Source organism: Streptomyces sp. NPDC002520, from assembly GCF_053595235.1.
Window position 1 is genome coordinate 143,458 of record NZ_JBSFXG010000013.1, and the last position, 23,483, is coordinate 166,940.

At 71.6% G+C, this 23,483-nt stretch carries 20 protein-coding genes; 7 read left to right on the forward strand and 13 right to left on the reverse strand.

Annotated features, from left to right (window positions below; genetic code table 11):
- Window positions 1–246: 246 nt before the first annotated feature.
- Complete coding sequence (nadE, locus tag ACWD5D_RS20270; RefSeq protein ID WP_451374172.1) at window positions 247–1,059, reverse strand: ammonia-dependent NAD(+) synthetase; 813 nt, start codon at window positions 1,057–1,059, stop codon at window positions 247–249.
- Between the two features lie 138 nt (window positions 1,060–1,197).
- Complete coding sequence (locus ACWD5D_RS20275; protein ID WP_451374094.1) at window positions 1,198–1,701, reverse strand: molybdenum cofactor biosysynthesis protein; 504 nt, start codon at window positions 1,699–1,701, stop codon at window positions 1,198–1,200.
- A gap of 316 nt (window positions 1,702–2,017) precedes the next feature.
- On the opposite strand from ACWD5D_RS20275, the gene ACWD5D_RS20280 reads away from it, so the two are divergent.
- Window positions 2,018–2,758: a Type 1 glutamine amidotransferase-like domain-containing protein gene (locus tag ACWD5D_RS20280; protein WP_451374095.1), complete on the forward strand. Its 741-nt coding sequence runs from the start codon at window positions 2,018–2,020 to the stop codon at window positions 2,756–2,758.
- A gap of 73 nt (window positions 2,759–2,831) precedes the next feature.
- Here the strand turns inward: ACWD5D_RS20280 and ACWD5D_RS20285 are convergent, their stop codons facing one another.
- The 4 genes from ACWD5D_RS20285 to ACWD5D_RS20300 all read right to left on the reverse strand — a co-directional run bounded on the left by ACWD5D_RS20285 (window position 2,832) and on the right by ACWD5D_RS20300 (window position 8,442).
- Window positions 2,832–3,665 carry a lysozyme gene (locus tag ACWD5D_RS20285; protein WP_451374096.1) on the reverse strand — a complete coding sequence of 278 codons (834 nt, stop codon included), beginning with the start codon at window positions 3,663–3,665 and terminating at the stop codon, window positions 2,832–2,834.
- 183 nt (window positions 3,666–3,848) lie between these two features.
- Window positions 3,849–5,714: a M1 family aminopeptidase gene (locus ACWD5D_RS20290; protein WP_451374097.1), complete on the reverse strand. Its 1,866-nt coding sequence runs from the start codon at window positions 5,712–5,714 to the stop codon at window positions 3,849–3,851.
- 312 nt (window positions 5,715–6,026) lie between these two features.
- Window positions 6,027–6,683 carry a maltokinase N-terminal cap-like domain-containing protein gene (locus tag ACWD5D_RS20295; protein WP_451374098.1) on the reverse strand — a complete coding sequence of 219 codons (657 nt, stop codon included), beginning with the start codon at window positions 6,681–6,683 and terminating at the stop codon, window positions 6,027–6,029.
- A gap of 145 nt (window positions 6,684–6,828) precedes the next feature.
- Complete coding sequence (locus tag ACWD5D_RS20300; RefSeq protein WP_451374099.1) at window positions 6,829–8,442, reverse strand: adenosine deaminase family protein; 1,614 nt, start codon at window positions 8,440–8,442, stop codon at window positions 6,829–6,831.
- Between the two features lie 312 nt (window positions 8,443–8,754).
- Here ACWD5D_RS20300 and ACWD5D_RS20305 point away from each other — a divergent pair, with 312 nt between their 5' ends.
- Window positions 8,755–9,672: an SGNH/GDSL hydrolase family protein gene (locus ACWD5D_RS20305; protein ID WP_451374100.1), complete on the forward strand. Its 918-nt coding sequence runs from the start codon at window positions 8,755–8,757 to the stop codon at window positions 9,670–9,672.
- Window positions 9,673–9,736: 64 nt separating this feature from the next.
- Here the strand turns inward: ACWD5D_RS20305 and pgm are convergent, their stop codons facing one another.
- Window positions 9,737–11,377 (reverse strand): phosphoglucomutase (alpha-D-glucose-1,6-bisphosphate-dependent), encoded by a 1,641-nt coding sequence (gene pgm / locus ACWD5D_RS20310; protein ID WP_451374101.1) that lies wholly within the window; start codon window positions 11,375–11,377, stop codon window positions 9,737–9,739.
- A gap of 205 nt (window positions 11,378–11,582) precedes the next feature.
- Between pgm and ACWD5D_RS20315 the strand changes: the two genes are divergently transcribed.
- Entirely contained in the window at window positions 11,583–12,200 is a 618-nt protein-coding gene (locus ACWD5D_RS20315) for a DUF4328 domain-containing protein (protein WP_451374102.1), read from the forward strand.
- Window positions 12,201–12,236: 36 nt separating this feature from the next.
- Here ACWD5D_RS20315 and ACWD5D_RS20320 read toward each other — a convergent pair whose 3' ends face one another.
- Window positions 12,237–13,097, reverse strand: a complete 861-nt coding sequence (locus tag ACWD5D_RS20320; RefSeq protein WP_451374103.1) for a chitosanase — start codon at window positions 13,095–13,097, stop codon at window positions 12,237–12,239.
- A gap of 303 nt (window positions 13,098–13,400) precedes the next feature.
- On the opposite strand from ACWD5D_RS20320, the gene mgrA reads away from it, so the two are divergent.
- From mgrA to sph, 4 genes are all read left to right on the forward strand, one after another.
- Entirely contained in the window at window positions 13,401–14,447 is a 1,047-nt protein-coding gene (gene mgrA / locus ACWD5D_RS20325) for an L-glyceraldehyde 3-phosphate reductase (RefSeq protein WP_451374104.1), read from the forward strand.
- Window positions 14,448–14,669: 222 nt separating this feature from the next.
- Window positions 14,670–15,155 carry a cation:proton antiporter regulatory subunit gene (locus ACWD5D_RS20330; protein WP_451374105.1) on the forward strand — a complete coding sequence of 162 codons (486 nt, stop codon included), beginning with the start codon at window positions 14,670–14,672 and terminating at the stop codon, window positions 15,153–15,155.
- A 5-nt stretch (window positions 15,156–15,160) separates the two neighbouring features.
- Window positions 15,161–16,429, forward strand: a complete 1,269-nt coding sequence (locus ACWD5D_RS20335; RefSeq protein WP_451374106.1) for a cation:proton antiporter — start codon at window positions 15,161–15,163, stop codon at window positions 16,427–16,429.
- A gap of 124 nt (window positions 16,430–16,553) precedes the next feature.
- A complete protein-coding gene (gene sph / locus ACWD5D_RS20340) occupies window positions 16,554–17,537 on the forward strand; it encodes a sphingomyelin phosphodiesterase (RefSeq protein ID WP_451374107.1) in 984 nt (327 codons plus the stop codon).
- A 25-nt stretch (window positions 17,538–17,562) separates the two neighbouring features.
- Here sph and ACWD5D_RS20345 read toward each other — a convergent pair whose 3' ends face one another.
- From ACWD5D_RS20345 to ACWD5D_RS20365, 5 genes are all read right to left on the reverse strand, one after another.
- Entirely contained in the window at window positions 17,563–19,350 is a 1,788-nt protein-coding gene (locus ACWD5D_RS20345; protein WP_451374173.1) for an MFS transporter, read from the reverse strand.
- 32 nt (window positions 19,351–19,382) lie between these two features.
- Window positions 19,383–19,856 carry a MarR family winged helix-turn-helix transcriptional regulator gene (locus ACWD5D_RS20350; protein WP_451374108.1) on the reverse strand — a complete coding sequence of 158 codons (474 nt, stop codon included), beginning with the start codon at window positions 19,854–19,856 and terminating at the stop codon, window positions 19,383–19,385.
- A gap of 145 nt (window positions 19,857–20,001) precedes the next feature.
- Window positions 20,002–21,045: an MASE1 domain-containing protein gene (locus tag ACWD5D_RS20355; RefSeq protein WP_451374174.1), complete on the reverse strand. Its 1,044-nt coding sequence runs from the start codon at window positions 21,043–21,045 to the stop codon at window positions 20,002–20,004.
- A 134-nt stretch (window positions 21,046–21,179) separates the two neighbouring features.
- Window positions 21,180–22,010, reverse strand: a complete 831-nt coding sequence (locus ACWD5D_RS20360; protein ID WP_451374109.1) for a PP2C family protein-serine/threonine phosphatase — start codon at window positions 22,008–22,010, stop codon at window positions 21,180–21,182.
- A gap of 95 nt (window positions 22,011–22,105) precedes the next feature.
- Window positions 22,106–23,317, reverse strand: coding sequence for a hypothetical protein (locus tag ACWD5D_RS20365; RefSeq protein ID WP_451374110.1), 1,212 nt, complete (start codon window positions 23,315–23,317; stop codon window positions 22,106–22,108).
- Window positions 23,318–23,483 lie beyond the last annotated feature (166 nt).

The window sequence follows — 23,483 nt, forward strand, 5'->3', positions numbered from 1 at the left end:
CAGACCGTAGCGGACGCACAGGTCCCATCACGGTTACACCGCAAGGAGTTGCACGACCATGAACCTTCTCACCGATGTCCTCGCCGGTCTCGTCCACTTCATCGGGTGGCTGATCTGACGCACCGGGGCACGTGAAGAAGCGCGGCGCCGTCTCCCCGTCCCAGGGAGGTGGCGCCGCCGTCGTGCCGGGACCGAAGTACGGGCTCTCGGGACCGGGGAACGGACCGGCAGGACCGGCGAACGGCCTCAGGGAGCGATCGGCAGCTGCCGCTTGTGCTCGGTGAGGCGGTAGCGGTCCACGATGGCCCTGAACGCGGCCTCGCCGACGGGCTTGCCCTCCAGCAGGTCGTCGATGTCCTCGTAGGTGACACCGAGCGCGTCCTCGTCGGGCTTGCCCGGGTCCAGGGTCTCCAGGTCCGCGGTCGGCGTCTTGTGCACCAGCGTGGCGGGCGCGCCGAGGGCCTCCGCGACGGCGCGTACGCGCCGCTTGGTGAGGCCGGTGAGCGGAACGACGTCGGCCGCGCCGTCGCCGAACTTGGTGAAGAAGCCGGAGACCGCCTCGGCCGCGTGGTCGGTGCCCACGACCAGGCCGGCGTGCGCGCCCGCCACCGCGTACTGGGCGACCATCCGTTGGCGGGCCTTGATGTTGCCGTGCACGAAGTCCTGGTGGTGCGCGTCACGGAAAACGGTGCCGCCGGCCAGCACCGCCTCCAGGGCGGCGTCGCTGGCGGGCCGCACGTCGACGGTCAGCACCTGGTCGGCCCGGATGAACTCCAGCGCCTGCTGCGCGTCGCTCTCGTCGGCCTGGACGCCGTACGGCAGCCGCATCGCGAAGAACGTCGCGTCCTGCCCCTCGGCACGGAGCCGCTCGACGGCGAGCTGGCACAGCCGGCCGGCGGTCGTGGAGTCCACACCGCCACTGATCCCCAGCACCAGCGAGCGCAGACCCGTCGACGTGAGCCGGCGGGCGAGGAAGGCGACACGGCGCTCGATCTCCTGGCGCGGCTCGAACGACGCGCTCACCCGGAGATCCCGGGCGATCTCCTGCTGCAGGGACATGGGCACCACGTCGGTCACGGTTGTTCCTCGCACTCTGCTGGGGGTCGACTGCTGTTCCGCCGAGCTCAAACTACCCGGAACGCCATCCGCCGGACCAAGCCGGTCCCGGCACCCAAGGGCGCATACAGCGCCATCTGCCTAGGCATCCGCAGCTTTCCGCACCCCGAACACCGCGGGGCCCACCGTGAGGATGCCGTCGGTCAGTGGGCGGCAGCGCACTCCGCCTCCGCCACGCAGCGCCCGCTGCGCGCCGGGCCCGAGGGTGGTGTCCATCCAGGCGCAGGGTCTGGCCGCGCTGCGCACCTCGAACTCCACGGGTCCCGTGCCGCAGTCGAGGAACACGGTCGAGTCGATGTACGCGTCGATGTCCACACCTCGCAGCAGGACGTTGCGCCGCGTGCGGAGCAGGTCCGCCTCTCCCGTGACCGGCTGCGGCAGCCGTTCGGCGGCCATGAGGGTGACCGAGGCGTTGCGGTGGGCCGGGCGGTTGAAGTACCGGTCTCCGACGATGCCCAGGCCCGCGCGGACCTCCGCCGACGTCACCAGGTCGGCGGGCGGCAGATCGGGCAGCCCGTCACCGGGCCGCCCCTCGAACCGGTGCACCGGCGAGACCAGCAGCTGAACGATTTCCACGTGCGGCACGCTCAGAGCCTAATTCGTCGGTGACAGCCCCAGGGAAGGGAGGGTGCCGTTCCCGGGGTGTTCGAGTCCGAGGGCCGTCACGCCTTCTCGGAGCTGGGCTCGCGAAGCCTCTGGGGAGACCGTGCGGACGATCCTCACGCTCGCGGTCGTGGCGGTCACGTGGACGCCGGGCGGATGCCGAGGAGAACACCTCGTCGCCCGTTCCAATCGCCCCGCCCCCACCAGCCGTTCACACCTTCGGCCGCAGTCACCGCACCCGGACCCGCCCCGCCTGCAACACCCCCCTCCCCCTTCCCACCACGATACGATCACGCGCATGACGGCCCCGGAACCGACCATCCTCGCCACCTCCGGCGGACACCGGCTCGGCGCTCGCACCCGGTTGCTCTTCGACGCCCTGGTCCACCACGCGGTCGACCTCTCGGGCGTGCACGGCAGGCGGCCCCGGATCCTGTACGTCGGTACGGCGGTCGGGGACGCGGAGGTGCCGGCCGCACGGATGGCGGAGGCGGCCCGGGTGGCGGGCTTCGATCTCATGCCGCTGCAGCTCTTCCCGATGCCCAACGTGGAGGACGTCGAGGGCACGGTCCTCGACCATGACGTGGTCTGGGTGATGGGCGGTTCGGTGGCCAACCTGCTCGCCGTGTGGCGGGTGCACGGTCTGGACGACATCCTGCGCCGCGCCTGGCAGGCGGGCGTGGTGCTCGCCGGGGTGAGCGCCGGTTCCCTGTGCTGGTTCCAGGGCGGTGCCACGGACTCGTTCGGTCCGCGGCTGCGCCCGGTGACCGACTGCCTGGGCCTGCTGCCGTACGGCAACGGGGTGCACTACGACTCGGACACGGGCAGGCGCCCGCTGATCCACCATCTCGTCGCGGACGGCACGTTCCGGACGGCTCACTGCACCGACGACGGGGTCGGCCTGGTCTACCGGGGCACCGAACTGGTCGAGGCCGTCACCGAACTCCCCGGCAAGAAAGCCTACTTGGTGACCCGGGACGGCGAGCGGACGGTGGAGGAGCGCATCGAGCCCAGACTGCTGCCGGCCCCGGCCTTCTGAGACGGAGGCGTTCGGCCTCCTGCCGCGTCCGCTCCGCTTCGCCCCGGCGGTCGCCGTTCGGCGCGTACACCGCTCAGCCGGTGGCGAACGAGCGCAGCGTGTCTACGGATCCGTTGAACTTGTCGTGGTCGCCGACCGTCGGGCCGGACGAGGTGTACTGCCACATCGTGTACGACGACCAGCCCGCCGGCAGTGTCCCGGTGGTGGAGGCGTACCGGGCGATCCACAGCGGGTTGGCGCCGAAGCCGCCGTAGTTGCCGGTGCACTGGGTCCACCAGCTGGTGGCCGTGTAGATGGCGGCGGCGCGGCCCGTGCGGGCCTTGTAGCGGTTCAGGAAGTCGCGGATCCATTTCACCATGGCGCTCTTCGACTTGCCGTAGCAGGAGGAGCCGTAGGGGTTCCATTCGATGTCGAGCACCCCGGGCAGGGTCTTGCCGTCGGCGGACCAGCCGCCGCCGTGGTCGACGAAGTAGTCGGCCTGGGTGGCGCCGCCGGCGGTGTCCGGGGTCGCGAAGTGGTAGGCGCCGCGCACCATGCCGACCTGGTACGGGCCGTCGTACTGCTGGGTGAAGTAGGGGTTCTTGTAGTACGTCCCCTCCGTCGCCTTGGTGTAGGCCCATTTCACGTCGTTCGCCCACAGAGAGGACCAGGGAACGTTGCCCTGGTGGCTGGCGACGTCCACCCCCTCGGTGCCGGCCGCCCGGGTGCCGGCTTCGGAGGCTCTTCCGTCGTGGGCGAGGACGCCGATGCCCATGTACGCACTGCCGCGCCGGGCTGTCCGCCCGTCCGGGTCGGATACGGCGGGGGAAGCCGCCAAGGTGAGGAGGAGGCCGGTCAGGACGCCCGTGACACACAGGCGTGAGGGGCGGCCGCGGTGGGGGATCTTGTCGCTTCGCACATCATCCATCTGACCCGCGGTCGGGGCGTAGCGCACCCCGGGTTCCGCCCAACGAAGCTGTCGGCGGCCGGAGGTTGGGCCATGTGGGTGGCTTACGGAGGGCATGCGGCCGGCTTTGTGCGTCGCCGCTGCGGCTGTGAGCGGGAACGGTCGTGGGCGGCGCCTGGCGGGTGCCGCCCACGACCGGGCGGGTCAGCCGTCGATGCGGTGCTGGGTCCAGTAGGAGGTCAGGTCCGTGCTCGTGGCGGCCTGGGCGGCCGCCTTGAACTCGGCCGTGGTCGACACGCCGTACCAGTGCGCGGTCGCGTAGTCCTTGAGGAGCTTAGTCATGGCGGTGTCGCCGAGGACGCGCCGCAGGTCGTGCAGGGCGCACTTGCCGTAGCCGTAGACGACGGTGGAGTAGCGGGAGGAGTGCGCGTCCCAGTACGCCATCGAGTTGGTGATCTTCTCTGCGCTGGAGGCCCAGGAGACGGTGCTCCAGCAGCCGGTGCCCGTCTTGCCGAGGGCCAGGTCGGTGGCGTAGTCCGTGAACGCCTCGTCCAGCCAGGGGTTGGTGTACTCGTCGTCGCCGACGATGCCGTACCACCACTGGTGGCCGATCTCGTGGGTGAGGGCGGTGGTGCTGACCAGGTCGAGGACGAAGCCGGGGTACTCCATGCCGCCGAACCAGTAGTTGTTGTCGATGACCGCGTCCAGCTCGCCGTAGGGGTAGGCGCCGAAGCGTGCCGCGTGGGCGTCGACGGCGGTCTTGGCGGTGCTGAGCATCGACTGGGCGCTGGAGGAGCTGATGCCCGAGACGGAGTAGATGTTCACCGGGACGCCGCCGGGCGAGGTGCCGGAGATCTTGCTGAACGGTCCGGCGGCCCAGGCGAAGTCACGGACCTGGGAGGCGGTGGCGGTGGTGATCGTACGGCCGCTGGAGCCCGGGGTGTCGGTGGAGGTGCCGGTGGCCGGGACCAGCAGGCCGCTGGGGTGGTCCAGGGTCACCTTGAAGTCGGCGGCCAGGGAGTAGAACGACTCACCGTTGTTGGTGTACGGGTCCAGGTGCCAGCCGGCGCTGTCGCGGACCGCGAGGACGGGCAGCGCGTTCCCGATGAAGTTGAAGGCGCCGTCGTGCCCGAACCGGTCGGCGCCGCTGGGCACGGTGATGCCGAGATCGAAGCCGACGGTGGCGCTCTGCCCCTGGTTCAGCGGTGCCGGCAGGGTGACCTTCAACGCCGTGCAGTCCGCCGAGAGGGCGCCCGCGGTGCCGCCGGTGACGTCGGTGACCGTGATGGGCATCGCCGCGCAGGTGCCGTGGTAGTTGTCCCACAGCCTGAGGTACACCTCGCTCAGCGCGGTGGCGGAGGCGTTGGTGAAGGACACGCTCTCGTGCCCGTTCCACACGGTGCCGCTCGTGTCGCTGCTGAGGCTGACGGTGTACGAGGGTGCGGCGGGGGTGCGGGCCGAGTCCGCCGGGGGCGGGGCGGTGTCGCCGGAGGTGTCGAGGGTGACGTCGTCCAGGACGAAGCTCGTCTGCAGGCTCACGTCCTCGGTGCCGGTGAAGGCCAGGTTCACGGTCTGGCCCGCGAACGACGACACGTCCAGCGACTTCTTCACGTAGCCGGTGTTCTTGTCGAGGTTCGAGTATGTCGCCAGTGTGGTGCTGCCGATCTTGGCGGTCAGCTTGTCGTACGCGACGGACGAGGTCGTCTCGGCGGTGTCGATGTGCAGCCAGAAGGTGAGGGTGGCCGTGCTGCAGCCGCTCGGGATCGTGACGCTCTGCGCGAGCGTGTCGGTGCGGGTGCTGCCGACGCCGTCGAGCCAGGCAAACGAGGAGCCGCCGTGGGCGCTCTGGCCGGAGCGGCTGGTGATGACCGTGGACGGGGACTGGGTCCAGGGCGAGGTACCGCTCTCGAAGCCGCCGTTGGTGACGGCCTGTGCCGGGGTGCAGGCGGCTGCCATCGGGGCGGTCCTGGCCGGCTGGGCGGCGGCGGGGGTGACGGGGAGGGAGAGGGCGGCCAGTGCGGCGAGGGTGAGCACGCCGGCGCCGAGCGCCTTGTGGGGGGCGGATCTCACACGCTACTCCTTTGCGGCGGCCGGGGTCCCGGCCTGCTCGATGACCGTCCGGCCGGCTGGGGTGCGCCGGGGGGCGGCCGTGGACTGGGGTTGCGCGATCGCTGTGCGGGGCGGTGCGCCGCGCCCTCAGGGGTCGGGGCGTGGGCTGCCGAAAGAGTGACAGATTTGACCGGAGCATGCCAGATACGAGCGGGAAGTGGGTGGCGGCGCTCCTGATGTCGCGTCAGGAAGCGGACACACCGGCGAGAGCCGGTCGCGCCGCGTACGTGGTGGGGGGGCGGGCGCCGCCGGGTCGGGGCGGCGCCCGTGCGGTCAGCTGGGGTTCAGGACCATGAAGACCGCCCGCAGTCGGGCGTCGTCCGGGCCCGGCCAGCCGGTGGCGACATGGCCGACCGCTCCCTCGGCGGGCAGCGGCGGGTTGTCGGGCGCGAGGCCGAGGACGCGGTGGATGTGGAGCGTCGTGCCGTGCGGCGCGGGCAGGCGGGTGCCGTGCTCGTCGTCGGCGGGGGCCGGGGTGAACACGGTGCGCGGGAAGGGCTCGCCGGTGTAGGAGCGGGTCACCTCGTGGTCGGGTGTGTCGGAGACGCTCTGCGCCATCGCCTGGGCCCGGCCCTCGATCAGCGACAGCAGTTCGGTGACCAGCACCGGGTCGTGGCAGCCGTCGTAGACCCAGCGCTTGCCCAGCACCCCGTGTTCCATGGTGCCGACGAGGGCGTGGTCCGCCCCCTTGAGCGGTGCGCCCCGGTAGCTGAGCGGCACCAGGTAGGCCGTCGGTTCGGGGGTGGAGGTGTCGGTGGCCACCATGAACTCGATGCCGACCTCGCCCTCGGGGTCGTCCAGCCGGAATCCGCCGGACTTCGTCAGCACGGGCGCCTGTGCGCCACCGCGGTACCAGGGGCGGGTCGGCAGCCAGGTGGTGAGGAGTTCGAACTTGGTCGGCTTGAGAGTGGTGTGGTGGATGAGGGCCATACGGGAGTCTCTCCTGGCGGACGCGTGGGCGGGCCCTCGCAGCTTCACACATGGCGGTACCGGACAGGTTCTCGGCTGTACATGTGCGAACCGGTCCTGCCTCCCCGAGCCGGGGCGGCAGGACCGGTGGTCGCCTTGGGACGGGTCAGTCCGCCGAGCGGGCGTGCACTCGCTCGAAGGCCGCGAACGCGCTCTCCTGGCGCCATTCCAGCCGTGCCTTCGGGCTGTCCGCCAGCAGCCGCAGACAGGCCCGGGACCGTACGGGGAAGCCGGGCCGCTCGTCACGGCAGGCCCTCACCGGGCGGTACCCGGAGGCGGTGGGGTTGCCCTGCCACAGGCTCGTGCCGGGCAGGAACCCGTACTCGAGGGAGGCGCGGGCCAGGTCCTTCAGGTCGGGGTAGCCCAGGCCGTAGGTGCTGGAGGCGTACTGGTACTCGTGACTGATGTCGATACGGGACACGCCGGGGTCGTCGGTGGAGAGGACGACCGGCACGCCGTACTGCCGGTAGGTGCTGAAGGGGTGGTCGGCGCCCTTGACGCCGAGGATCTGGGCGTTGCTGGAGAAGGGCACCTCGACGGCCACCCGGCGGGCCGCCATCGTGCGGGCGGTCTGCTGCCAGTCGTCCTCGTGGACGAGGTCGACACCGTGCCCGACCCGCTCGGTGCGGGCGACGTCCACGGCCTCCTCGATGTGGAACCTCAGGTCCTCGGGCTTGACCAGGCCGGGCCACAACTCGCCCGCGTGCAGGGTGACATGGGCCGTCGGATACTGGGTGCGCAGGTACTGGACCATGCGCATCTGCAGGCTGTAGTTGCGCAACGAGCTGTCCCAGTCCTCGGGCTGGACGAGGTTCACGGCGACGAAGCGCGGGTCGGCCTGGGCCAGGCGCATGCCGAGGGCGAGCTGGGTGAACACCCGCTCCGGTGAACTGCCCCTGGACGCCTGGGAGATCCAGCGGACGGTGAGGGCGCAGCCGGGCCGGGCCAGGGCGGTGCCGCAGCGCTCCGTGGCGCGGAACTCGGCGTCGCCGTCGTCGGCCTCCTTGCGGGCCTCGGCCACCACCTTGTCCAGCTTGCCGCCCTCGACCAGCTTGCGGTGCAGTGCAGCGAGGTCGTCGTCCCAGCCGACCTGGGCGGCGAGGTTGCGCGCGCTGTCGGAGGCCGGGGTGACCATGGTCTCCAGGTAGAACTGGTTCTGCCGTACGACGCCGTCGGCGACGTCGGCGAGCAGCTTGCCGCGGTGCCTCCAGGTGGCCTCGCCGAACTTGTTGAAGGTGTCGAAGAAGTGGTCGTGGCCGTTCTGGTCCGGCGGGAAGTCCTGCATGGACCAGGCGCGCACGATCGCGTCGCGGAAGGCGCGGTCGGTGCGGGCGTCGGCGGCCGGGCGGGTGCCCGGGCCGCAGGGCGGGGCGACGGCGGTCAGCGTGGCGTCCACGCACAGCCCGTCCTCGGCGGCCAGCTCGATGAGGTACTCCGTGGACACCGCGCCGGAGAGGTGGTTGTGCAGGTCCCCGCCCTTGGGCAGCCGCCGGAAGAAGTCGCGCAGCGCATCGGGCCGGGCCTGGACGGACCGGAGGTAGGCGTCCGTGCGCGCCTCGGCCCGCGTGACGGGCCGGGGCGCCACGGCACCCCGGGCGTCGTCCCGCGGCGCGGGCTGCGCGGAGGCGGGCAGTGCGGACAGCAGGGACAGGACACTGAGAGTGCCGAGCACGGCCGGAACGACCCGGCGGCGTACGACACTTCGACGTTGCGGATTCACCAGGGAATGATCACGGAAGGATCACAGGGGAATCGTTTCACCTGGCGGAGGTTCCCCGGAGAACACCCGACCGGGTGATACGGCGAGCATGTCGGCACGATCTCGGCGGCTCCCGGCACCGGTTGCTCCCCTGAACACGAGTCGCGGCTGCGGGCCCTTGGACACGGGGTTCCGCTCCGCACCGGCGCGAATGTTCGTACCGGCTTCTGGTCCGCGCGACCAACCGGACGGTATACAGACCCAGTCGAACGCGCGAGCGCCGCACCGCGGGTGCGCACTCGACGCGATGTCCCGGCCTCAGGGGGAGGAATCATGACGAACGACATGCGTGCGGGGGACGTGGCGAGAGGTCGGCGGCGGGCCGCCGTGCTGGGGGCGGCTCTGGGCGGATGCGCCCTCGTCGCCGCCTCCACGACGCCCGCCGCCGCGCACCCGGCCGGCCACGGCCGCGACCTCACCTACGTCGCGCTCGGCGACTCCTACACCTCCGGCCCCGTCATACCGGACCAGGTGGACGCCAACTGCGCCCGCTCCGACCGGAACTACCCCTCGCTCGTGGCGGCGCAGCGCCGGGCGACCGTGTTCAAGGACGTGAGCTGCTCGGGGGCCACGACGAACGAGATGTGGAAGGCGCAGGGCACCAACGGCCCCCAACTCGACGCGCTGGGACGCGACACCGACCTGGTGACGGTGCAGATCGGCGGCAACGACGTCGGCTTCGGCCCGATCATCGCCACCTGTGCCCGGCTCGCCGTCCAGGACCCGGCCGGCAATCCCTGCGAGCGCTCGTACAACGCCGCCGGGTACGACCAGTTGGCCCTCGCCGTCGCGCAGACCGCGCCGAAGATCGACCGGGTGCTGCGGGCCGTGCACGACCGGGCGCCGCACGCGCGGGTCCTCCTCGTCGGCTACCCGGACCTGCTCCCGGACGACGGCAGCGGCTGCTTCCCGTCGGTGCCGTTCGCGCAGCGGGACTTCCCGTATCTGCGGGACACCGAGAAGCGGCTGAACCTGATGCTGCGTCTGGTGGCCGCGTGGAACCGGGCGGAGTACGTCGACACGTACGGTCCCACGGTCGGCCACGACATGTGCAAGGCGCCCGCCGACCGCTGGATCGAGCCGCTGCGCCCGGCCGCGCCCGCCGCCCCGGCCCACCCCAACGCCACCGGTGAGGCCGCCATGGCACAGGCCGTCCTGGACCGGCTGGCGCGGGGGCGCGGACAGGACTGACCGCGCGCGGCGACGGCCTCGGCGCACCCGGCGTGCGTGGAGGCCGTCGCAGGACCACGTGTGCTCAGCCGCCGAGGGCGCTCTGGACCACGGCCTTGGCCTCCTCCTGCACTTGGGCGAGGTGGTCCGGGCCGAGGAAGGACTCGGCGTAGACCTTGTAGACGTCCTCGGTGCCCGAAGGGCGGGCGGCGAACCAGGCGTTGGCGGTGGTGACCTTGATGCCGCCGATGGCGGCGCCGTTGCCCGGTGCCGCGGTGAGGACGCCCGTGACCGCCTCGCCCGCCAGCGTGTCGGCGCTGACCTGGGCCGGGGACAGCTTGCCGAGCAGCGCCTTCTGCTCGCGGGTGGCCGGGGCGTCGATGCGGGCGTAGGCGGGCTCGCCGAAGCGGGCGGTGAGGCCGGCGTAGTGCTCGGACGGCGTCCGGTCGGTGACCGCGGTGATCTCGGAGGCGAGGAGGGCCAGGAGGATGCCGTCCTTGTCCGTGGTCCACACCGAGCCGTCACGGCGCAGGAAGGAGGCGCCGGCCGACTCCTCGCCGCCGAACCCGAGGGAGCCGGTGACCAGTCCGTCGACGAACCACTTGAACCCGACGGGCACCTCGACGAGTTGACGGCCGAGATCGGCGGCGACCCGGTCGATCATCGTGGAGGAGACGAGGGTCTTGCCGACGCCCGCGCTCTTCGGCCACTGCTCGCGGTGCCGGTAGAGGTAGGAGATGGCGACGGCGAGGTAGTGGTTGGGGTTCATCAGGCCCGCGTCCGGGGTGACGATGCCGTGCCGGTCGGCGTCGGCGTCGTTGCCGGTGGCGATGCGGAAGCGGTCGCGCTGCTCGATGAGGGAGGCCATCGCGTACGGCGAGGAGCAGTCCATGCGGATCTGGCCGTCCCAGTCCAGCGTCATGAACCGCCAGGTCGGGTCGGTGTGCGGGTTGACCACGGTCAGGTCGATGCCGTGCTGTTCGGCGATCCGGCCCCAGTAGGCGACGGACGCCCCGCCGAGCGGGTCGGCGCCGATGCGCAGGCCGGACGCGCGGACGGCGTCCAGGTCCAGCACGCTCGGCAGGTCGCCGACATAGGCGCCCAGGAAGTCGTAGCGCCGGGTGGTGGGCGCGGCGAGCGCGGCGGTGTACGGGATGCGCCGTACGTCCTTCATGCCGCCGGCGATGATCTGGTTGGCCCGGTCCTGGATCCACGAGGTGGCCTCGGAGGCCGCCGGGCCGCCGCTGGGCGGGTTGTACTTGAACCCGCCGTCGGCGGGCGGGTTGTGCGAGGGGGTGACGACCACACCGTCGGCGAGAGCGGAGGTGCGGCCGCGGTTGTGGGTGAGGATGGCGTGCGAGACCGCGGGGGTCGGGGTGTAGCCGTCCGCGCTGTCGACGAGCACGGTGACCCCGCCCGCCGCGAACACCTCCAGTGCGGTGACCTTGGCGGGCTCCGACAGGGCGTGCGTGTCGGCGCCGAGGAACAGCGGGCCGTCGACGCCCTGGGCGGCGCGGTACTCGCAGATGGCCTGGCTGGTGGCGGCGATGTGATCCTCGTTGAAGGCGCTCGCCAGGGACGAACCCCGGTGCCCCGAGGTGCCGAACGCGACCCGCTGCGCCGGGTCGGCCGGATCGGGGTGCAGCGCGTAGTACGCCGTGACCAGCCGGGCCACGTCGACAAGGTCCTCGGGACCGGCCGGCCGGCCAGCTCGCTCGTGCGGCATGAGTCCGCTCCTCCGCATCGGTGTGATCGAACGCTGCGCCCCATCTTTCCTTGTCAGGGGCCCGGCGTGCGAGTACGCCACCGAGGCGGGGAGCGAAGGGAGCCGGCCGTCACCGCTGCCTTATGATCCGGTCCTCCGATCTTCCTTCTCGACCGTCACCGCGCCGTTCCCGCACGCGCGGTCCCCGACAGACAGGAATCCCGCCGTGTCCACAGCCTCCGTCAAGGCCCCCTGGTCGCTGGCCCGTTCCGCCCAGGTCGCCGTGGCCGTGACAGCCCTGGCGGACGTCTACCGGGCGGTGACGCTGCGGGCACACCAACTGGATCCGCAGCAGACGCCGTTGAGTGCCTCTGGGCGCGCGTCCATGCTGTACGTGAACGCGTCCCTGGCCACGGTCGTGCTGTTCCTGTTGTGGTTCTCCCGCTGCCGGCGCAACGCCCGGCTCCTCTCCCCCAAGCCCCTTGCCGGCTCCGCCGCCTGGGCCGTGTTCGCGTGGCTGATCCCGGTGGTCAACTTCTGGGCGCCGCGCGGGCTTGTCCTGGACGTCCACCGCGCGAGCGGCCCGGGTGCGGCTGACGGCCGCGACCGCGCACTGGTGAACATCTGGTGGGCGGTCTGGGTCGGACACGCGCTGGTCGCCGCCGTGGCCGTCCAGGTGGCCGACGGGACGTCACTCGCCCTCCTGCTCGTGGCCGAGTTCCTCGAACTGGCCGCGGGTGCGCTGGCGATCGCCGTGATCCAGCGGGTCACGGCACGGCAGTCCGCGGCGCTCGAGGCGACGGGCCCGTTGCCGGACGCCGCGGTACTGCCCCACCTGTCGTAAGCAGCCGGGCCGCCGTGACGGCGGCGTCCGGGCGGCTCAGCCTATGTGGTAACTGTCCCCGTACACCTTCCAGTCCAGCGGGGTGTTCAGGTCGAGGTTGCCCTTGCGCAGGAAGACCCGCTGTGCGGTGTCGACCCTGCTGGTGTCGCTGTGGGCCTCCTCCTGCTTCATGGCCCACACCCGGGCGTCGAGGAAGGCGCCCAGGTACGTCGTCTCGTCGCCGCCCTGGGCCGGCGGCTTGGCGCTGCGCAGGGCCCGCTTGCGGATGTTGCGGAAGCTGGTGGGGTCGTCGCCGTCGCCGTGCATGACGATGGCGTCGTAGTAGGCGAACTGGCCGAGCGCGCGCAGCCCGTCCGTCCTGCCCTGAGCGACGGCGGGGCTGAAGTAGACGCGGTCGCGTTCGTCGTTCTGTGCCTGCTGGAAGGCGGAGTCCTGGGCGGCCTTGCGCCAGTCCCGTGGGTAGTTGGGGTCCAGGCCGTCGTGCGAGTCGCCGCCGTTGACGCGGCGCAGGGCCGGCAGGTATTTGGCGAGGACGTTGCCGGGCTTGCGGTCGGCGTAGAGCTGGACGAGGTCGAGCATGTCGCCGGTGCCGGAGCAGAAGCCGATGATGCCGGCGGTGTAGCCGCGTCCGTCGCCGATGTCCTCGATGTACTTGTACTGGGCTTTCCAGTCGAGCGAGGAGTTCTCCGCGCTCGAGACCAGTTTCATGGCGATCTCCTTCTTCGCCGGGTCGTCGAGGCCCGGCGCGGCCGCGGAGGCCACCGAGGCCGCCGCGGCGCCCCGGGCACCCAGCAGGGCTCCGGAGGCGACGACGCCGAGCAGGGCGACGACGGTCCGGCGGGAGGGGAGGGCGGAGGCCGGTGTCTCACGGTCTGCCGCGCGGTCTGCGTGCACCATGGGAACTCCAAATCGAGGTGGGGGTTGGAGAGTTGGTCCAGTACCGCACTGGTAGGAAAGTTTCCTATCAGGTAAGACGGAGGACGTTAACCCACCCCGGGGGAAGTTCGTAGGATCGAACAGCGCGATGCCCGCCACCGACCGGCGCCGCCCGCACCGTCTCCTCGCCCGGCCGATTCAGAAGCCACGCCGATCAATGCCATGAGGTCCGCCGGTTGGACTTACGAATCTTCAAGGCGCAGGGTGGACAAGCCCCTTTCATCCGGCGGGCACCCCCTTACAGCACCATCCGGAGAAGACCCGATGAACCACGTCGCTGACCCCGAGCGCTACAACGGCACCATGCGCTACCGGCGCACCGGCCGCTCCGGGCTGGACCTTCCCGTCCTGTCCCTGGGCTACTGGCACAACTTCGGCGACGACCGCCCCTTCGAGACCCAGCGCGAGATCGCGCTGCGCGCCTTCGACCTCGGCATCACCCACCACGACCTGGCCAACAACTACGGTCCGCCGTACGGCTCGGCAGAGATCAACTTCGGCCGGCTGCTGAAGCAGGACCTCGCGCCGTACCGGGACGAGCTGGTGATCTCCACCAAGGCGGGCTGGGACATGTGGCCCGGTCCCTACGGCCAGGGCGGCGGCTCGCGCAAGTACGTGCTGGCCTCGCTCGACCAGTCGCTGCGCCGGATGGGCGTGGACTACGTCGACATCTTCTACTCCCACCGCCTGGACGCCTCCACGCCGCTGGAGGAGACGATGGGCGCGCTCGACACGGCCGTCCGCCAGGGCAAGGCCCTGTACGTCGGCATCTCCTCCTACGACGCCGAGCGCACCCGGCAGGCGGCCGCCATCCTCCGCGAGCTGGGCACCCCGATGCTGATCCACCAGCCGTCGTACAGCATGCTCAACCGCTGGATCGAGACGGACGGGCTGCTGGACGCGGCCGAGGAGGAGGGCTTCGGTGTCATCGGCTTCACGGCGCTCGCCCAGGGCCTGCTGACCGGCCGCTACCTCGACGGCGTCCCCGGGGACTCGCGGGCCGCGCAGGGCAAGTCGTTCGACCCGGCCTGGCTCACCGAGGACATGCGGGACCGGCTGCGCGCGCTGAACGACGTCGCGGCCCGGCGCGGGCAGACGCTGGCGCAGATGGCGCTGGCCTGGGCGCTGCGTGACGAGCGGGTCACCTCGCTGGTCATCGGCGCCTCGCGCGTCGAGCAGCTGGAGCAGAACGTGGCGGCACTGGAGAACCCCGACTTCAGCGCCGAGGAGCTGGCCGAGATCGACAAGCTCGCCACCGACGGCGGCGTCGACCTGTGGCGGGACGCCCGGCTGGGGAACCTGGGCGGCTGAACCGCGGGCGCCTGATCTCGACACCCGGGGACACCCCTCACCCCGCCCGAGGCCGGCCCGTGACTGCGTGCACCGCCTCGGACGGGGGCGTGGTCACCCACCACGGAACCTCCCGTATCCCCCTGAACCGACCACCCCCTTCCGATGGCCGTTCACCGTCAAGCTAAGCTTCCGGTAATGGATTCACCAAGAAACGGTCAAGGCCGGATCAGGGGGGCTGCCATGGGCACCGCACGCACGAGCAGGACGCCATTGCCGGGTATCGGCGTCCGGTACGACCTCACGACCCGGGAGCGGCGTCGCCTGTCGGTGGTGGCCCACCACGACGGATCACGGACACTCAGCGCCTACCGGGACGACGATCCCGACGCCTGCGCACTGTCGGTCCAGCTCTCCGGCGGTGAGGCGGAGGCGCTCGTCGAGGCGCTCAAGCCGACGCACCACAGCCCGAACCTGCTGTCCACCACCGAACTCGGCCTGGTGGCCGAGCGGATCTCGCTGTCCGCGGTCTCCCACTGGAACGGGCGCCTGCTCGGCGACACACGGATGCGGACCGAGACCGGCGTCTCGATCGTGGCCGTCCTCCGCCGCGCCGACGCCATCCCCTCCCCCGGCCCCGACTTCCGGCTGGCCGGCGGGGACACGCTGATCGTGATCGGCACCCGCGAGGGCGTCGACGCCGCCGCCGACGTGCTCGGCCGGGAGTGATGCGGATGCATTCCTCCGCGGTCTTCCTCACCGAGTTCGGCGCCATCATCCTCGGCCTCGGACTGCTCGGCCGGCTCGCCGCCCGGCTGCGCTTCTCGCCGATCCCGCTGTACCTGCTCGCCGGGCTGGCCTTCGGCAAGGGCGGACTGCTGCCGCTCGGCGCCAGCGAGGAGTTCGTGGCGATCGGCGCCGAGATCGGCGTGATCCTGCTGCTCCTCATGCTGGGCCTGGAGTACACCGCCGGGGATCTCGTCTCGAACCTGAAGACGCAGTACCCCGCCGGCCTCGTCGACGCCACCCTCAACGCCCTGCCCGGTGCCGCCATGGCCCTGCTCCTCGGCTGGGGCCCCATAGCCGCCGTCGTCCTGGCCGGCATCACCTGGATCTCCTCCTCCGGCGTCATCGCCAAGGTCCTCGGCGACCTGGGCCGGATCGGCAACCGGGAGACCCCGGTGATCCTCAGCATCCTGGTGCTGGAAGACCTGTCGATGGCCGTCTACCTGCCGGTCGTCACCGCGCTGCTGGCCGGGACCGGTCTCGCCGCGGGCAGTGTGACCCTCGCCGTCGCCCTCGGCGCGGCCGGTCTGGTGCTGCTGGTTGCGGTGCGCTTCGGGCGGCACATCTCCCGCTTCGTCTCCAGCGACGATCCGGAGAAGCTGCTGCTGGTCGTGCTCGGCCTGACGCTGCTGGTGGCCGGACTCGCCCAGCAGCTGCAGGTCTCGGCGGCGGTGGGCGCGTTCCTCGTGGGCATCGCACTGTCCGGCGAGGCCGCCGAGGGCGCACACAACCTGCTCTCCCCGCTGCGGGACCTGTTCGCCGCGGTGTTCTTCGTCTTCTTCGGCCTGCACACCGACCCGGCCGCCATCCCGCCGGTGCTGCTGCCCGCCCTCGTCCTGGCGGCCGTCACCACACTGACCAAGATCGCCACCGGCTACTGGGCGGCGCGCCGGGCCGGCATCTCCGCCAAGGGCCGGTGGAGGGCGGGCGGCACCCTGGTGGCCCGGGGCGAGTTCTCCATCGTCATCGCCGGACTCGCCGTCACCTCGGGCATCGACTCCGACCTGGGACCGCTGGCCACGGCCTACGTCCTGATCCTGGTCGTCCTCGGCCCGCTGACCGCCCGCTACACCGAGCCGCTCGCCCTGCGGCTGACCGGCCTGCAGACCCGCCTGCGAGGCGCCCGCACGGCTCCGGCCGAGGCCGCCGACGACGCGGTGCCGGTGGCGGACACGGACGCCCCTCCCCGGGACCAGGACACCGTCGGCCGGCCCTGACAAGCGGAGTCCTTCGCTCCCCGACGGTGAGTCATCTCCTGACACCCTGAGGGTTACCTGTGAGTAATTCCCGGTGGTTTGATGTGCGGCGCCACTCACCCCCCTTCACCCACAGGGAGATCCAGTGACGTTCTTCGCACCGCGCCGCGCCCTCGGGGCGGCCGCGCTCGCCCTCGCCCTGCCCGCGACGGCACTCGCCGGTTCGGCCCCAGCGGCAGCAGCCACGCCGGCGCCGGCGCTGAAGGTCCTGACGTACAACGTGTTCCTGATGAGCAAGAGCCTTTATCCGAACTGGGGTCAGGACCACCGGGCCGCGGAGATACCGAAGACGTCCTTCTTCCGCGGCAACGACGTCGTCGTGCTCGAGGAGGCGTTCGACAACTCCTCCTCCGACGCGCTGAAGAGCGCCGCCGGGGCCGAGTACCCGTACCAGACGCCGGTGGTGGGCCGCAGCAAGAGCGGCTGGGACGCGACCGGCGGCGCGTACTCGGCGACGACGCCGGAGGACGGCGGTGTCACCGTGCTCAGCAAGTGGCCGATCCTGCGCAAGGAGCAGGTGATCTACAAGGACGCGTGCGGCTCGGACTGGTGGTCCAACAAGGGTTTCGCGTACGTGGTGCTGAACGTGAACGGCACCAGGGTCCACGTCGTCGGCACCCACGCGCAGTCCACGGACTCGGGGTGCGGCGCGGGTGAGGCCGCCCGGGACCGCAGCCTCCAGTTCAAGGCGATCGACGCCTTCCTGGACGCCAAGAACATCCCCGCCGGTGAGGAGGTGCTGGTCGCGGGCGACATGAACGTGGACTCGCGCAGCTCCGAGTACGCCTCCATGCTGAACGACGCCGGTCTGGTCGGCGCGGACGCGCGCACCGGGCACCCGTACTCCTTCGACACGCAGGAGAACTCCATCGCCCACGACCGGTACCCGACCGACCCGCGCGAGGACCTGGACCACGTCCTCGCCCGCGCCGGTCACGCCCGTCCGGCCGGGTGGACGAACGAGGTCGTCAAGGAGCAGTCGGCGCCCTGGACGGTGACGAGCTGGGGCACGTCGTACACGTACACCAACCTCTCGGACCACTACCCGCTGACGTCGTACGCGAAGTAGGACGGGCGCGGGCGGCGCCCTTCTCTCAGGAGGAGGGCGCCGTGCGGCGCTGCGGCCTGTCGGTCGTGGCGTGGTCCGGGCCGTCCTTCGGGGGCGCCGCGTCCGCGCGCTCGTGGCCGCCGCGCAGCGCGGAGGCGAGCGCCGCGATCAGGGCCATGGCGGCGGCGACGGTGAAGACGATCGTCAGTCCGTGGTGGAAGGGGCCGGAGACCAGTTCGGGGAAGAAGGTGTGCCCGGTGAGCGTGGCGCGCCGGCTCGCGGTCAGGTGGTCGAGGGTGCCGCTCGCGCCGAGCAGGTGACCGATGGGGTTGTTGCCGAGGAACGTCGCGAAGAGTGTGCTGACCGGCGGCAGCGAGGCCACCTCGTGGGCGGTGGCGGCGGGTACGCCGTGCGCCTGGAGCCCTCCGCTGAGCGTCGAGGGCAGGGTGGAGGCGAGGCCGGAGACCATCAGGGAGAAGAAGACGCCGATGGACAGGGCCGTGCCCGAGTTCTGGAAGGTGGAGCGCATTCCGGAGGCCACGCCCCGGTAGCGGGCCGGCACGCTGCCCATCACGGAGGAGGTGTTGGGCGAGGAGAACATGCCCTGGCCCAGCCCGTTGAGCAGAAGCAGCGCGGCGAACACGGTGTAGTCGAAGTTCACCGGCAGCGCCAGCAGGCCGAGGAAGGAAGCGGCGACCAGGATCAGGCCGGTCGTGGAGAACAGCCGGGCGCCGAACCGGTCGGACAGGTATCCGGATACGGGCCCGGCGATCAGGAAGCCGACGGTCAGCGGCAGCATGAAGATGCCGGCCCACAGCGGGGTGTCCTCGAAGTCGTACCCGTGCAGCGGCAGCCAGATGCCCTGAAGCCAGATGATGAGCATGAACTGCAGGCCGCCGCGGGCGATCGCGGTGAGCAGGGCGGCGAGGTTGCCCGCGGCGAACGCCCGCACGCGGAACAGGGAGAGCCGGAACATCGGCTCGGCGACCCGGGTCTCCACCACGCAGAACACCAGCAGCAGGAAGGCGCCGCCGATCAGGCCCGCCAGCACCCAGGGGTTGGTCCAGCCGGTGGGGTGGCCGCCGTAGGGCTGGATGCCGTAGGTGATGCCGGCGAGCAGGATGCCGGCGCCGGTGGCGAAGGTGATGTTGCCGAGCCAGTCGACGCGGCCGCGTTCGCCGGACGCTGTCTCGCGCAGGCTCAGGTACGACCAGATCGTGCCGGTGATGCTGACCGGGACGCTCACCCAGAACACGGCTCGCCAGTCGACGGCGGCCAGCAGGCCGCCGGCGAGCAGCCCGAGGAACTGCCCGGCGAGAGCGGTGATCTGGTTGATGCCGAGGGCCATGCCGCGCTGCCTGGCCGGGAAGGCGTCGGTGAGGATGGCGGCCGAGTTGGCGGTGAGCATGGAGCCGCCGAAGGCCTGCACGACACGCCACAAGATGAGCCACAGGGCGCCCGCGCCGGCCCGGAACGGGTCGAGGGACAGGGCGATGGAGGCGCAGGCGAAGACCAGGAAGCCGAGGTTGTAGATGCGGACCCGGCCGAACATGTCCCCGAGCCGGCCGAGGACGACGACGAGGACGGCCGAGACCAGCAGGTAGCCGAGGATCATCCACAGCAGGTAGCCGATGTTTCCCGCGGCGAGGGGGTCCAGGCCGATGCCCCGGAAGATCGCGGGCAGGGAGATGATCACGATGGAGGCGTCCATCGTGGCGATCAGCACGCCGAGCGTGGTGTTGGAGAGCGCCACCCACTTGTAGCCGGGGCCGGGAGGCGTGTCGCGGAGCCGGGCGGACCGGGCGAGCAGCCAGGCGCGTGCTCCGTCCGTCATCGGGGTGCCGGCCCGGCGGGGCGCCTGCCCGCTCACAGCCGTTCCGCCAGCCGGTCGAGCAGGGGCAGCGCGGTACGCAGTGTCTCGCGCTCCTGCGGCGTGAACTCGTCGAGGGCCTGGGTGAGCCGGGCGACGGACTCGGAGCGGCGTTCCGCCAGCACGGCCCGGCCCTCGTCGGTGACGGACACGATGGCTCGCCGTCCGTCGGCGGTGTCGGGGGTACGGCTGACCAGTCCGCGCTGTTCGAGGGCGGCGAGGGTGGTGGCCATCGCCTGCGGGCGGACCCGCTCGAGTTCGGCGAGCGAACCGGGCGAGTCCGGTCCGCCGGAGGCCAGCCTGTTCAGTACCGAGACGCCCGAGAGGCTGAGGTCCCCCACCGCGTGTGCCTGACGCAGTCTGCGCACGATCCGGCCCATGGCCAGCCGCAGGGAGGCCGCGAGCGGCACGGTGTCCTGTGGCGGCCCGGCGGAACGGGTGCCGTTTTCGGTGATGCCGTCCATGCCCATGATTAATAACAGTAGGTTTATCAGCCTGGACTGTTCAACCAAGATTGAGTAATTCGCCGGGGCCGTGCCGGGGCGGTGTTCGGGGAGCGCGCACCGGGCGGCGGGGCGTGCTCGGTTCATCGGCCCGCGTCCGGCCGCGGAAGACTCACGACTCGCCCTCGGGCCAGGATTTGCCCCCGGGCGACGGTTTGCCCTTGTTCCCCGTGCCGTTGTCGGGGGCCGGGCCCGGTCGGGGTGGCGGGCCCTCGCCCGCGGTGAGGTGTTCCAGGACCTCGACCAGTTCCTTGCAGGCCTGTTCGACCGAACTCCGGGTGTTGCGCTGCTCGGTGATCACGGCGGAGAGCAGGAGCGCGGTCAGCGCCATCGATCCGTTGAAGGCCTGGAGTTTCGCCATCACCTCGATCCGGCTCAGCCCGCGGAAGACGCCGGCGCCGTCGGTGGCGGCGACGGTGGCCACCACGGACGTCACCAGCGCGCAGAGCACGCTGCCGGCCAGCTGGAAGCGCAGCGCGGCCCAGATGATGAGCGGGTAGACGAGGAACGCCAGGCTGAGCGAGCTGTAGATGGCCAGGGGGACGAGGCAGGCGGCGGCGACGGTCAGCGCGGCGGCCTCCTTCCAGCGCCTCGCGGGCGGCGCCCGGCGCGCTCCGTACAGCAACAGCAGGAACGGGGTGACGATCAGGACGCCCATCGCGTCGCCCACCCACCAGGCCAGCCAGATGGGCCAGAAGGAGTGCCAGGGCAGTTTGCCGGTGAGCAGGAGCAGGCCGACGCCGATGGTCGCGCTGATCAGCATGGCGCCCAGCGCGCCCAGGAACACCAGGGCGAGGCCGTCGCGCAACCGGCTCAGGTCGAGCCGGAACCCGGCCCTGCGCAGCAGCACGAACGCGCACAGGGGCGCGACGGTGTTGCCGAGCATGAAGCCGAACACGTCCGGGCCGGGTGGCGGGGTGATGGACAGGATGACGAGGAACGCGCCGAGCGTGATGCCGGGCCAGCAGCCGACTCCCAGGATCAGCAGGGCGGCGACGGCGACGCCGGTGGGCGGCCAGATGGGCGTGACCACCGCGCCCTCGACGACGAGCCGGCGCATGAGTCCGAGCCGCCCCGCCGCGAAGTAGCAGGCGGTGACGGCCAGCACCTGGAGGACATGGCCGCCCGGCCGACGCAGATCCTGGACACCCACCACAGCAGACATCTCACACCGGCGGCCCACCGACGGCGAGGCGGGAGCCGTCCGGTCCCGCTCCATGGCTGAACCTGCGGCGCGCCGCACGGCCACCGGCCCGACGGTCCGCCGGGGCAACCGATCGGTCGGGCCCGCTACGGCTGCTCGTCCGGCTCGCCGTGGCCGACGACGAGGACGGCGGCGTCGTCCTCGTGCCCCACGCACTCGGCGCCCTTGATCACGGCGGCGGCCAGCGCGTGCACCTCCAGCCCGGCGACGGCTGCGACGCCCGCGAGCCGTACGACCTGGTCGAGGCCGTCGTCGATGCACATCGCGGGGCCCTCCACGACGCCGTCGGTGAGCAGGACGAACACTCCGCCGGTGGTGAGCCGGTGCCGGGTCACCGGGTACTCCATGCCCGGCTGGATGCCGAGCGGCGGCCCGCCCTCGTCGTCGACGATGCCGGACTTCCCGTCCGCCGTGGCCCAGACGAAGGGGATGTGTCCGGCCCGGGCGCTCTCCAGCACCCCGGTGGCCGGGTCGAGCCGCAGGAACGTGCAGGTGGCGAACAGCTCGCTGCCCAGCGAGAGCAGCAGGTCGTTGGTCCGGCGAAGCAGGGTGCCCGGCTCGCTTGTGACAGTGGCGAGGGCGCGCAGTCCGGCCCGGACCTGGCCCATGAAGGCGGCGGCCTCGATGTTGTGGCCCTGAACATCGCCGATGCACAGTCCTATGCGTCCGTCGGCCAGGGTGAAGGCGTCGTACCAGTCGCCGCCCACGTTGAGGCCGGAGCAGGCGGGGGCGTACCGCACGGCGATACGGAGGCCGGGCCGGCGGGGCATGTCCCGGGGCAGCATCCCACGCTGGAGGGCGATCGCCAGCTCGACCTGGGTGCGCTGCAGCTCCGCGCGCTCGCGCGCCTGGGCGGTGAGCGACCCGAGCCTGGCGAGCAGCTCGTCGCCGTCGTCCGTGGAGCTCTTCCGGGACATCGATCACTTCCGGATACGAGGTGACCCTCTGCGGCAAACTCCTTGATTTTACCGATTTACGGCTTTACGGCGCTTCCACCCCCGGGGGAGCCCGCTCACAGCGGGGAGTGGGCGACCACCGTCACGTAGACCCCGTACAGCAGGGACACGACGGCCAGGGAGCCGCCGACGAGCAGCGTCTGGGCCGGCCGGACCCGCCAGGTGCGGACCAGAGCGCGCGCGGGCGGGACGAGCAGCGGGAAGACCGGCAGCAGGAAGCGCGGCTTGGACGAGAAGGAGCCGGAGGCGCCGACCACGAGCAGCAGCACGACCCCGGCGAAGACCACCAGGACCAACGGGGCACGGTCCAGGCACAGCAGCCCGAACAGCACGAGTCCGACCACGACGAGGAGCAGGGCCATCGGGTAGACGACGCCGCCGCCGTGCCGGAACAGTGCCACGATGAACCGCGCGGCCCCGACGCCGAAGTCGAAGCGCGAGTCCCAGGCGCTCTGCACCTGGAAGTAGCCGCCCAGCAGGTCCCCGGTCTGCCATCCCACCCAGAGCACATAGCCGAGCCAGCCCACCGGGGCGACGAGGGCGCCCACCCACAGCCCCACCGGCACCCGGCCGTGCCGGCGGAGCGCCTCGTGCACGGCAGCGGCTCCGACAGCGACCGCGACGGCGAATCCGGTCGGCCGGGCCAGGCCCGCCAGCGCGGCCAGCGAACCGGCCCACAGCCAGCGCCCCTTGAGCACGCAGTACAGCGACCAGGCCGCGAGGGCGGCGAACAGGGACTCGGTATAGGCGATGGTGAGCTCGACGGCGTGCGGCAGGACGGCCCACAGGGCGACCAGGGCGGTGGCGACGCCCCGGCCGTACAGGCGGTGGCCGATGAGGTAGACGCCGTACGCCGCCGCGATCGCCGCGCCCCAGGCGATGAGGAGGGCGGCGATGCCCGGGGTGACGAAGGGGAGGACGGTGGTGACGGCCCGGACGAGGCCGGGGTAGAGCGGGAAGAACGCCCAGTCGGTCTGCACCGCGCCGGCCTTGGTGATCCAGATGAAGCGGCCGTAGCCGTGGGCGGCGATGTGCAGGTACCAGCGCGAGTCCCAGGAGTGGGCCAGGCTCTTGGTCAGCGAGTGTCCGGCGAGGTGGTCGGCGACGATCACGGCGAGGACCCCGGCCAGCCGGACGGCCGCGAACAGCGCGAGGGCGAGCGGGGCGCCGTGCGCCATCCGGTCCCGGCCGACACGGGGCAGCGCGGGGCGGTAGGGGAAACGGGAGGGAGTGCCCTGCTCGGGCCGTGGTGCGGAAGACGTGATCACGCTCCGACCTTGGGCAGCCCGACACGGCCACGCCAGGCACGACCCGGGTTTCTTAACCTCTTCCACCCTGATTCAGGAACGGGGGTAACCGTTTTCAGGAGCGACACCCACCCGTCCCGCGGCCAACCGGAGCACCGCGCGAACCAGGACGAACAAGGGCACCGGC